The sequence below is a fragment of the Verrucomicrobiota bacterium genome (assembly GCA_016200005.1).
Taxonomy (GTDB): domain Bacteria; phylum Verrucomicrobiota; class Verrucomicrobiia; order Limisphaerales; family PALSA-1396; genus PALSA-1396.
Map to the genome: position 1 here is coordinate 134,663 of JACQFP010000078.1, position 10,566 is coordinate 145,228.

General features: G+C 59.4%; 11 protein-coding genes. 6 read left to right on the plus strand and 5 right to left on the minus strand.

Going from position 1 to position 10,566, the window contains the following annotated elements; all coding sequences use genetic code 11:
- Positions 1 to 23: 23 nt before the first annotated feature.
- The 6 genes from HY298_25470 to HY298_25495 all read left to right on the plus strand — a co-directional run bounded on the left by HY298_25470 (position 24) and on the right by HY298_25495 (position 3,819).
- On the plus strand, positions 24 to 1,577 hold the full coding sequence (locus HY298_25470; GenBank protein ID MBI3853609.1) for a TIGR03118 family protein: 1,554 nt from the start codon (positions 24 to 26) through the stop codon (positions 1,575 to 1,577).
- A 17-nt stretch (positions 1,578 to 1,594) separates the two neighbouring features.
- Positions 1,595 to 1,822, plus strand: coding sequence for a 4-oxalocrotonate tautomerase family protein (locus HY298_25475; GenBank protein MBI3853610.1), 228 nt, complete (start codon positions 1,595 to 1,597; stop codon positions 1,820 to 1,822).
- A gap of 104 nt (positions 1,823 to 1,926) precedes the next feature.
- Positions 1,927 to 2,274 (plus strand): antibiotic biosynthesis monooxygenase, encoded by a 348-nt coding sequence (locus HY298_25480; protein MBI3853611.1) that lies wholly within the window; start codon positions 1,927 to 1,929, stop codon positions 2,272 to 2,274.
- Positions 2,275 to 2,317: 43 nt separating this feature from the next.
- Positions 2,318 to 2,626 carry a DUF1272 domain-containing protein gene (locus HY298_25485; protein MBI3853612.1) on the plus strand — a complete coding sequence of 103 codons (309 nt, stop codon included), beginning with the start codon at positions 2,318 to 2,320 and terminating at the stop codon, positions 2,624 to 2,626.
- Positions 2,627 to 2,685: 59 nt separating this feature from the next.
- Positions 2,686 to 2,991 (plus strand): carboxymuconolactone decarboxylase family protein, encoded by a 306-nt coding sequence (locus HY298_25490; GenBank protein ID MBI3853613.1) that lies wholly within the window; start codon positions 2,686 to 2,688, stop codon positions 2,989 to 2,991.
- 45 nt (positions 2,992 to 3,036) lie between these two features.
- Positions 3,037 to 3,819, plus strand: coding sequence for a PhzF family phenazine biosynthesis protein (locus HY298_25495; protein ID MBI3853614.1), 783 nt, complete (start codon positions 3,037 to 3,039; stop codon positions 3,817 to 3,819).
- 108 nt (positions 3,820 to 3,927) lie between these two features.
- Here the strand turns inward: HY298_25495 and HY298_25500 are convergent, their stop codons facing one another.
- The 5 genes from HY298_25500 to HY298_25520 form a co-directional block, all read right to left on the minus strand.
- Positions 3,928 to 5,664, minus strand: coding sequence for a tetratricopeptide repeat protein (locus HY298_25500; GenBank protein MBI3853615.1), 1,737 nt, complete (start codon positions 5,662 to 5,664; stop codon positions 3,928 to 3,930).
- Positions 5,654 to 5,806, minus strand: coding sequence for a hypothetical protein (locus tag HY298_25505; GenBank protein ID MBI3853616.1), 153 nt, complete (start codon positions 5,804 to 5,806; stop codon positions 5,654 to 5,656). Before HY298_25505 ends, HY298_25500 begins: the two co-directional genes overlap by 11 nt.
- 125 nt (positions 5,807 to 5,931) lie before the next feature.
- Entirely contained in the window at positions 5,932 to 7,542 is a 1,611-nt protein-coding gene (locus HY298_25510; GenBank protein MBI3853617.1) for a DUF4038 domain-containing protein, read from the minus strand.
- Between the two features lie 172 nt (positions 7,543 to 7,714).
- Positions 7,715 to 8,497, minus strand: a complete 783-nt coding sequence (locus HY298_25515) for an SAM-dependent chlorinase/fluorinase (protein MBI3853618.1) — start codon at positions 8,495 to 8,497, stop codon at positions 7,715 to 7,717.
- A gap of 44 nt (positions 8,498 to 8,541) precedes the next feature.
- Positions 8,542 to 10,020 (minus strand): sigma-70 family RNA polymerase sigma factor, encoded by a 1,479-nt coding sequence (locus HY298_25520; protein ID MBI3853619.1) that lies wholly within the window; start codon positions 10,018 to 10,020, stop codon positions 8,542 to 8,544.
- Positions 10,021 to 10,566 lie beyond the last annotated feature (546 nt).

A 10,566-nucleotide genomic window follows, 5' to 3' on the forward strand; every position in this document is an offset into this window, starting at 1 on the left:
TTAACTCACAGAACAAAAATTACATGATGAAAAAGTCACAACTCAATTGGGCCGGCCGATGTTTCGTTCCGGCAATCAAATCCCTCAAGTCCACGATGCTGCTGCTGTGCGCCGCGGCCGCCTTGACCGCGCGAGCCGATGCCGATGATCGCGTGCCCGACCTGCCGCCCGTCTGCGCGAGGATCGCGGCGCCCGAGGGCAACCAGGTTGTCTTCCACGTTTATGCGGTCGGGGTGCAAATCTATCGCTGGGACGGGAGCGCCTGGACGTTTGTTGCGCCCAACGCAGTTCTTTACGCCGACGCCGATCACCAAGCGCAAGTCGGGACGCACTTCGCCACGCCGACCGGACCGGCTTGGGAAAGCACCAGCGGCAGCCGGGTCGTGGAGCAGCGGGTGGACGGCTGCACGCCGGATTCGACCGCGATTCAATGGCTGCTCTTGCGGACCCTTTCGGAAGAGGGAGCGGGTGTCTTTAGCGGCGTGAACTACGTGCAGCGCGTCAACACGGTCGGCGGATTGTCGCCATCCACCGCGGGCGCGTTCGTCGGCGAGGAAAAGCAGGTGCCCTACACGGCGGAATACTTTTTTTATCGTCCGACAACCGAGCGCTACCGCCAGACCAATCTGGTGTCGGACCTGCCGGACGTGGCGCAGTTGCAAGACATCAATCTCGTCAACGCGTGGGGCGTTTCGTTTGGCGGGGCCGGCCCGTTTTGGGTGAACAATAACGGCACGGGCAAGTCAACGCTGTATGCCGTGACCAACGATGCCAACGGCGCGGAGATCGTTACGAAGCAAACGCTCGAAGTCACGATTCCCGGCGGCGCTCCAACCGGCGTAGTGAGCAACAACAAAGGCGGTTTCAACGGCGACGTCTTCCTGTTCGCCAGTTTGGACGGCACCATTTCGGGCTGGCGTTCCGCCTTGGGAACGACGGCTGAAACGCTGGCGACTCGAGCGAGCGCGGTTTACTCAGGGTTGGCGCTCACGACGAACTCCAGCGGCCCGCTGCTCCTGGCGGCCAATTTCGCCGGGGGCACACTCGATGCCTTCGGCCCGAGCGCGAATCTCGTCGCGCAATTCACCGACGCGAGCGCGCCGGCTGGTTACGCGCCCTTCAATGTTCAGGTGGTCAACGGCGCGGTGTTCGTGATGTTCGCCAAACATGAAGCTGGCGATGGACGCGGTCTAATCGACGTGTTCGAACCGGAGACCGGTGCGTTCCATCGCTTCGCGACCGGGACGGACGCGGGCGGCAAGCTGGCCCAGATCAACTCGCCTTGGGGAATAGCGTTGGCGCCAAAAACTTTTGGAAAACATGGTGGCGACTTGCTCGTCGGCAATTTTGGAAGCGGCACGATCATGACGTTCGGCTTGGACGGCAAATTCCACGGCCTGCTCAAGGGCCTGGACGGTGGAGCGATCGAGATCGAGCGGCTCTGGGGATTGACCTTTGGCAACGGCGGCCGGGCGGGAAGTCCGGATGCGCTGTTCTTTGCCGCGGGACCGGTTGCCGAAACTCATGGGTTGTTCGGCAACCTGAAGCCGGCAGCCGAAACCGAATCACACGAATAACCGACTGGAGAACATTCATGCCACTACTCAATGTCAAACTGATGGAAGGCGTTTTCACGCCCGACCAAAAGCAGGAAATGATCCGCAAGCTCACCGACGTGATGGTGTCGGTCGAAGGAGAATCCATCCGCCCTGCGACGTGGATTATCGTCGAAGAAGTCAAGAGTAGAGAATGGGGTGTTGGCGGAAAAACCGTCAGCACCGCGGATGTAAAAGCCCGCGCGGTCAGCAAGCCAGCAAGCTGAGGCCTTTTTCAATACTCCAGCGCGCCCGGCCATCACCTCGTGATTGCGATTTACGCTGGTGATGAGCCGGGTCGTTGGAGTAGAAGTCGAAGCCGCCAAAATTTATGTCTGCGAAACCAACAGCATTCGCCGCGAAACTTGAGCCGCCTTATTACGCGGTCATTTTTTCCTCGCAACGCACCGAAGGAGATCGTGGTTACGAACGAATGGCCGAGCGCATGTTCGAGCTGGCTTCCACGCAGCCCGGTTTTCTTGGAGTGGAAAGCGCGCGGGATGCGGACGGTTTCGGCATCACCATTTCATATTGGTCGAGTGCCGAGGCGATCGCCGCGTGGAAGGCGCACCTGGATCACAAGCCAGCCCAGGAAGCCGGCAAAAGAGTGTGGTATGCCGATTATCAGGTCAAAATCGCAAAGGTGGAGAGAGCTTATGGAAAAACGCCAGCGGCTTGAACATTTGAAGCGTGCCTGATCATCATACAAGGAAAACACTGCCATGCTCCAACTGAGACCTACTTGCGAGAACTGTAACGCGGCGCTTCCGCCAGATTCAACGGACGCGATGATCTGTACCTTTGAATGCACCTTCTGCCGTTCCTGCGTCGAAAACATCCTCGACAACGTCTGCTCGAATTGCGGCGGCGGTTTTTGTCCCCGGCCCATCCGGCCGAAGAACGACTGGAAAGCAGGCGACTACCTCGGCGCGTATCCGGCGAGCACTACGGTAAAACATCGCCCCGTGGATCCACGCCAACACAAGCAATTCGCCGCCGCCATCAAATCTATTCCCCCGGAACAGCGATGACTAACGTTTCACACTGAAACCACTGCGAACGAACATCCAAACAAAAACGAACCAAACCTATGTATAACAAAGCAAACCTGACCAAGCTAAAAAAGATGGACACTCTCGCGCCACAATTGATGAAAGCCTTCTGGGCCTTCGACAAAGCGGCCGTCGCCGATGGAGCAATTCCTGTGAAATACAAGGAACTCATTGCCGTCGCCGTCGCGCTCACCACCCAATGCCCATATTGCATCGACATTCACAGCACCAACGCGCGCAAGGCGGGAGCAACTGACGCCGAGATCACCGAGGTTGCGATGGTCGCCGCCGCCCTGCGCGCGGGAGCAGCCGTCACACACGCCACGCACGCCCTGCCCGATTAAACCTACGCCGCGCTGTCCATGAGAAATGGTTTTCAGGAATTCGGCATGAGTTTGCCCTATTACCACGTGGATGCATTCACCGGCAGGCAGTTCTCCGGAAACCCTGCCGGCGTCTGCTTGCTGACGGATTGGCTGCCGGACGCGACACTCCAGCGTATTGCCAACGAGAACAATCTTGCGGAGACGGCGTTCGTCGTGCACCGCGAATCCGCTTTCGACCTTCGCTGGTTTACGCCGACGATCGAGGTCGATTTGTGTGGTCACGCCACGCTCGCTTCCGCGCACGTTATTTTCCGACACCTCGGCTACCGCCCTTCCGTGATTCGCTTCCGAACACGATCGGGCGCGCTTACGGTCACTCACCGCGAGGAACTCTTGACGCTCAATTTTCCGGCGCGACCGGCCGCGGTTTGCGCCACCCCAGCCGAGTTGATCGCAGCGCTCGGCCATGCACCGACCCTCACCGCCAAAGCCCGCGACTACGTCGCTATATTCGACACGGAGCAAGCCATCCGGGAGCTTCAGCCGGACCTGGCGGCGGTGGCCCGACTCGATGCCTTGGGAGTCATCGCTACGGCGCCGGGCGAGCACAGCGATTTCGTCTCGCGCTTCTTCGCGCCTCGCGCCGGGATCCCGGAGGATCCCGTCACTGGCTCTGCGCATTGCACGCTGGTTCCGTACTGGGCTGAACGATTGGGTCGCGCCGAGTTGCACGCGTTGCAGCTTTCCCGAAGAGGCGGAGAATTGTTCTGCGAACAGCGCGGGCAGCGCGTCAGCATCGCGGGCCGGGCCGTGACGTATTCCTCCGGCTTCATCCACCTGCATTGAAACGAGGAACGGCTTCACCGGCTTGACGCTGGAGTCGCGGAAATTACTCGGGCTTAGGGCGGGAACTTTTGCCGACCGCACCAAAGCACTGACCGCGAGTGCCGCAGATCACTTTTCCAGGTTCACAAAGTCTCGGGCCTCTTCCACAGCGAGGCGTCTGGTGCCGCCTTGGCCGACTTCAAGCAATTCGCGGTAAAAAGTCCGGGCCAGGCCAGTGTCGCCGGTGGCACGCGCGGCGCGTGCGGCGCCCAGCAGGCTGTTGAAGCGCCGCGGGTAAAGCGCCAACGACCGTTTGTAGGCAGCGAGTGCTTCTGCCGGGTGCTTTTGATCGAGGAGAAGGTCTCCCAAAAGCTCGTGGGCCGGCAGGGTCGGCCCGGGAGTCACGGGGGGCTTCGGCGTGGAGGCTTCAAGCTCGGCGGCTTCGCGCATTAGCGCGACGCTGGATTTCCTGTCCTGCTCTGCGTGCGCAAGCCAGGCCTGCACGTCGAGACGCAGGACGCGGATGTTGCGCGCAAACAGCTCTTCGCCGGTCTTCCTCGCGGCATTTTCCAGTTCCTGGAGACGCTCGCCAGCCCGCCGCGCTCCGTCAACTTTCCCTTCGTGCGCAGCACCGAGACCACGAGCGAACCACGTCACCGCCTCAGGCCACATGAAACGGTCCCAGTCGAGCGTCGGCGGTTCGCGCGGAGCAAGCGACATCGCCTCGCCCCACGCACGACGCTCCAGCGCATAGCGCGCCTGGGTGGACGCGAGGTGAAACGCGGTCTTGAAGGTCGGCTCAAGTCGCGCGGTTCCCAAGAGACGCTTCAACTGCGCCGCAGCCCGTTCGTCGTCGCCTTTTTGGAGATACGCATAGATCAGGTATTCTATGGCGTGAGGGAATTCATCCCACACGAACTGACCACGGATGCCGGCGGGATATTCCAAGGCCGCCCCTGCCGCCAACAAGTTTCCCCGGATGACTCCTTCCCAGTCGCCGAGGCGAGTGTAAATGTGCGTCGGCATGTGGAGCGCGTGGGGATTGCGCGGAGCGACTTTCTCGTAACCGCAAATGACCTCGAATTCTTCGCGTTCCCGCCCGGGAACGTCGTTGGCGTGGACGAGGTAGTGCATCGCGCCAGGATAGTTGGGATTTCGCTTGAACACACCGAGGAGCAGCTTGGCAGCGCGGTCGGCATGCTCTCGCGAAATCTTATCCGACGGCGCGGTGGCCAACAGCGCCAAAGCGTAGAAGGCTGCCGCCTCAGGGTCCTGCGGGAAAGCCCCGTGGACTTTTTCCATGGCTTGCTCCCAGCGACGGATTCGTTCCCAATAATTCAACGACTCAGGCTCGCGGAAGAAAGCCTCGACCGCAGCCACGAAGAGACGCTCGCGCGCGGTGGCCGGCTCAAGTGCCCTGGCTTTCTGCACTTCGTCCCACCCACGGCGGAGGTCTGCCGGTCCCGGGCGCGTCGGCCAGAGAGGCTGGAACAACGTCATCGCGATCCCCCAATGCGCCATCGCACATTCCGGATCAGTCTTCACCACCTGCTCGAACGCCTCCCTGGCCTGCGGATAGGTCATGTGATGCAGCAAGGCGACCGCTCGATTGAACTCCGCCTGGGCCGGCTGGGAGCAGGAGATCGGAAAATCCACCTTGCCCAAGGCGGCGTCGCCCGGCTGATTTGTCTGGCCGTTCGTCGCGGTTACCCAACTCGCGAACAAAAATCCCATCAGCGCGGTGACGAAACGCCGCCCGCTGACATAAGGCAAGCGGCGCTCGATGGTCTGTCCGCTCAGGGCAGCTTCGCCCCCTCGCGGCTCGAACACCGTGCCGCTGTTCGTCGCTTTTAGTTCAACTGCCATACAGCTCTCCTTTCCAATCGTTATCGAGTTCATTTTTCTGAACCTCATCATGCTTGGTCATATCATAACCGCCCAGGGTCATCTCGGCGCCAAAGGCACTCGAAAGCTCCAACGCCGCGCATGCAGCCGGGTCGGCGCGCATTGCTTGAGCATGGGCGCCGGTCCGCGAACCACGGTTTGGCCAAGTTTCCCTCAACGATCCGCAACGGCACGTGGCCCGGGGTGTCGTTCAGCTCTGTGTTTTGATTCGTGTTCATTCGGGTCCCTTCATGGCTGCTGCTTCACCGCTCTTATCACCAGCAACCAGTCGCCAGGATTGGGGGTCGAGAATTGACAACTGCTTGGCCCGGTGACGGCGGCAGCGAAACTGCGTTCGCCAGTTCGAGGATTGATCCAGACCATGGTGGGTGAAGGCGGCAAGACCTCGACTCGCAGTTCAACCGTCCGATCCTCGGGAACGTAAACAATCGTCACGTCCTTTGATTCGGTACGCGCGGCGGCGATGAAGCGGCGCGGTTCCTTGTCACCGGGTTGATGGAACACCAATTCTGGAGCGGGCCGGAGTTGCCAGTACTCGATGGCGTCGAAAAAATCCGACAAGGTTGCCATTTGATTGGCCACGGGCATGAACAGGGACTTATTCCAAAGCGGGAGTTTCCTTTTTGAACTTTTGTCTTTTGGCTTGGTGTCCTCGGTCCAGCCCTGAACACCGTAGGCGCCATAGCTGACACCGGCAGTCGGCGCAATCAGCAAGCTCCAATAAAGGGCGCGACGCACGGATTCCGCGCTGGTCCTTTCCGCGGGTGGTGTCGGCCATTCGTTTTCGTACGGCGGCGCGACATTGATGAGCGGACGAAATGGTTTCTTTCTCCATTCGTTCACCAACGGACCGGCCACCGCCCATTTGAGGGTGTCGTCGTTGATCCCCTGTCCGCTTTGATAACCAAAAAGGTCAACCCAGGTTTCGCCGCGAAACTCGTCCAGCACCCAATCCGTTTCGCCGGGGAAAAGCAGAACCGGCGCATGTGCCCGTTCGCCGAAAACCGCGCGACCGATGCGCTTCCAGCGGGCGACGTTGCCACCGAGTGTGTTGCCTTCGCACGTGAGCAACCAGACCACGTTGTTGGCGCCCCATCGAGCCACTTGATACCGCAGGAGCAGGACGACCTGAGCTTCGGGCAGCGATGACAACTTGTTGGTTGTTGACGGGTCATTCTCGCGAAACGGAACGATGGCGCTCAGGATTCCAGCCCTGTCCAGCCCGTCCAATTTCTCATCGAGCTTCTGGAAAAAGCCGGGATTCAATTCGATGCGCTGGTTTCCCGTGAAGGCCGTTTGTTTCTTTACGTCCACACCGGGGGCCGCGACCCATTGTGCGACGGTGAATTTCTGAAGCGTGCGTGCGCCAACGTACGCGTTCCAATCTCCCGGCTCAGCGCGCTGTGGACCGTTCCAGACCGTGTCCGCCAGCCAGAAAAAGGGTGTGCCATCCGTGTGTTCAAGATGGCGATGGTCGCTGGCCACGCGCACCGGGCCGTGTTGATGAAAGCGCGAGTTCCCAACCATCGCCGTGCAGAGAAACTCCCCCGTTTGATTGTGCAGGTTGGGGTTGGTGGTATCGGAGCAAATGGTTCGGTAACTCCATTTGCCGGGCGTCTTGGGCGCAAAGCGGACACGCCAGATTTTATCGCCATCCCAAAAGCCGTCCACTTTCGTCGTCTCGCCCGAAGGCGACGTGAACGTCAAACTGAACGCGACGTCTTGCAGCGCGTTCGTGTAGCCGACCTTGCTCTTGAAGGATTGCTCGAAACGCTGCCAAGTGGCGACCGTCGGTATCTTTTTTGAACTGGCTGCGGTGTTGCACCATGTCGCCGACATGAGGAGCAGGAAACAGAGGAGAACCCATTTTCCGCGCGACTCACATGGTGTGTGCGAAAATTCACGGCGATCCATAAAGGGTTTAATCTCTGGGTTCAATCACGGCGCATGAGACAACAAACCGCGCGCAGTGTCAAACCGACGGATGAACCGGACGGAAGCCGGCGGCGAATCATCTCGCGCGAACGGTCACGGTATCACCAATCTTCAGGCCGAACTCTTGAACTGCTGAGCCGCCGTTGACTGCGATTTCGAGAAAGCCACTCGAACCGATGACGCCGACCGGCTTGCCGACCGGCACCGCCTGATAAAAATCTTTCAACAGACAAAGTCGCTTCTGCTTCGCAAAAATGCCGAGCAAGGATGGTTTAAGCTGAGCGATCAGTTCGGCGTTGATGTTCGTAATCGCGTTGCCGAAGTGGTCGAGGTAAATGACTTCACCTTGAACCATTCCGTGATGCGGTCGTGGACTCCGCCAGTTCAAGCGCACGAACTCATTTTGCTTTGGACCAAGCTTGCCGATGTCGATGCCCTTGCACAGATGCGCCGCTACGGGCGCAAAGACATCGCGCCCGTGAAACGTATGGCTGACCGGTGTTCGGAAGAACGCCTCGTTTGTGAGCAGGCGGATGGTTTTGATTTTCTCCCGTGCCAACGCCAACGACAGCACGCCATCGTCCGGTCCGACAAAGAAATAATCGTTTGTTTGCACCGCAATGGCGCGGCGCGCGCTCCCCACGCCGGGATCGACGACCGCAACATGGACCGTTTTGCGCGGGAAAAATCGATAGCTCGCCGCCAAAGCAAATGCGCCGGCGCGAATATCCCCGGCAGGAATCTCGTGCGAGATGTCCACCACCTGCGCGCGCGGAGCAATGCCAAGGATGACGCCCTTCATCGTCCCCACGAACCAGTCGCGCGTGCCGAAGTCGGTGGTGAGTGTGATGAGTTGCACTAGCTTAAGATAACTCGGACGGCATTGCGTTGGAAGCTTCGAAGTTATTGCGCAGTCGGCGGTGGAACTAGATGCTTTTTTTCCCAATCATCAAAGTTGCCGTCTTGAGAATAATGGATTTCGGAGTGACCATCGGCAAAACCGTACGCGCGATTCCACCCGCCTCGGTAACTCGGCCATGCTTGTTTTTCCCGTAGCACAATGACGTTCTGCGCATTGGTTATCGTGTTGAGTGATCCTTGGTAGGCAATCTCATAGTGATCCGGCGTCAAGCCGTACTTGGGTTTGCCTGGCAGATATTCTTCTGGCTTCAGATTGTGCTCCGCCTTGGCTTCATCACCGAGGAAGGGCAGCGCTTGTTCAAAGCGCGTCGGAAATCGATTTTGGTTTTGATCGGCGTAAAGATAGAATGCTAGCAACCACTGTTTGGTGTACTCCATCTTGGCTATTCCCTCCTTCTTCTGGTCTTCGACGGCAGGATCGTCTTCTTTTGTTTGAGTATTCTTCGCCGAATCAGCCAACGCTGCCCGCAACCGACGATTCTCGTCTCTCAACGTGCCAAGTTCGTTGGTCTGCTGGCGGAGCAATCCAATCTGGCCACGAAGCCGTGCCAATTCGCGCAATCGTTCGTCAGGTGACGAACTCCTTGATTGGGTGAGCAAATCCGAAAGACGCTGAGTTTCGGCTGTCAATTGAGCTACACGGTCGGTTTGCTGCCGCAGCGCTTCGTCCTTCTCGCGCAATTTGGTCTGGGCCTGCTGTTGAATCACCAATGAGGTCGCCACTGTGGTGACCACGATCGCGCTGACAATTCCAGCTTTGAGTTTTGTTGTAGCCATAAGTTTCAAAAGAGTGAGTGTGGTTCCCGTTCCCGCCGCCGCGCCCGCAAGCGATGCGCTCGCGAGTGTTGCCGCCAATCCTGCGGGTGCGACTTGAATCGCATGGACTGGGAGCGCAGTTGAGAGAGCCACGGCGGACGTCGTCACGCCGCGGCGAGTGAGCCGGGCACGGAGTTTTTCCAACGCACGAGCGACGCGCTTGCGGGCGGCGTCTTCATTTGAGCCAAGCGCATGGCCGACTTCCGCCAGGCTGCGTTGCTCGAAAAAGCGGAGCAACAAGGCGTCGCGGTCGTTGCGCCCAAGTTCGTCAAGGGCCTCGTCGAGCAGCGGACGGATTTGTTCCCAATCGGGAGCGGTTTCGGAATCGAGTGTGTTCATGGCCACGGCCTCCTGTTCGCGCTCCACGCGACGGCGCTCGGTGCGGAGCAATTGCGCGGCGGCGTAACGCGTCGCGCGGTGAAGCCAGCCCGCCAGCACGACGCCCTCCGGCAGGGAGCGGGCCTTGCGAGCAAGGTCGGTAAAGACCAGTTGCGCCACGTCTTCTGCGAGGTGCGCGTCACCGCCGATGCGCCGGAGCGCGACGGAATAAACGAGGTTCACGTAACGCGCGACCAGTTCGCCGAAGGCGGCTTCGGAACCATCGGTGACGTAGCGGCGCAAGAGTTTTCGGTCATCCAGCATCACGTTTCACCCAATATACAGCCGCACGACGGCAAAACCGGACATAAAAAAGCGAATCCTCCCCCGGGGAGAGGGTGAATTGTTCGCCGGTTCACGAAATAGCGTGCGCTGGAGTTGGCGGTGAGTCATCGAGCAAGCTGAGGACGGACAACTGCAACTCCCTCTCCTTGGGGAGAGGGTGAGGTGAGGGAGGTTGTTAAATATTTTTCAACGCAGAGCCGCCAAGCTGCCAAGGGGCAGGGAAAACTGGAGAGCTTCTCTGGGTCTTCGCGCCTTGCTGACTTCTCAACGCGACTGCGTGTTGGAGTTCAAGCTTCAGCTTGTCCGCGCCCGCCACGCTAAAGCGTGAACTCCAACCGGAACTCGAAGCCGTCGTGGAGTCGGCGGTGCTGGTGCTCGTCTAGTGATGTAGCAGCCGACGTAAGGAGAACTCCACCAACGCAAAGTTGGAGCTTCGGCGCCATGAACCTGGTAGGGTGACGCTCATCTTGGCTGTGCGGACGCAGCGTGACCGTCTAAGGCTTGGTGCTTGCGAGCCCGTTAAGGAGA

Coding starts and splice junctions, on each gene's coding strand:
- HY298_25480 (MBI3853611.1), top strand. CDS start 1,927: ATGTCTGCGAAACCAACAGCATTCGCCGCGAAACTTGAGCCGCCTTAT.
- HY298_25485 (MBI3853612.1), top strand. CDS start 2,318: ATGCTCCAACTGAGACCTACTTGCGAGAACTGTAACGCGGCGCTTCCG.
- HY298_25490 (MBI3853613.1), top strand. CDS start 2,686: ATGTATAACAAAGCAAACCTGACCAAGCTAAAAAAGATGGACACTCTC.
- HY298_25500 (MBI3853615.1), bottom strand. CDS start 5,664: ATGGCAGTTGAACTAAAAGCGACGAACAGCGGCACGGTGTTCGAGCCG.
- HY298_25475 (MBI3853610.1), top strand. CDS start 1,595: ATGCCACTACTCAATGTCAAACTGATGGAAGGCGTTTTCACGCCCGAC.
- HY298_25505 (MBI3853616.1), bottom strand. CDS start 5,806: ATGCGCGCCGACCCGGCTGCATGCGCGGCGTTGGAGCTTTCGAGTGCC.
- HY298_25510 (MBI3853617.1), bottom strand. CDS start 7,542: ATGTCGGCGACATGGTGCAACACCGCAGCCAGTTCAAAAAAGATACCG.
- HY298_25495 (MBI3853614.1), top strand. CDS start 3,037: ATGAGTTTGCCCTATTACCACGTGGATGCATTCACCGGCAGGCAGTTC.
- HY298_25470 (MBI3853609.1), top strand. CDS start 24: ATGATGAAAAAGTCACAACTCAATTGGGCCGGCCGATGTTTCGTTCCG.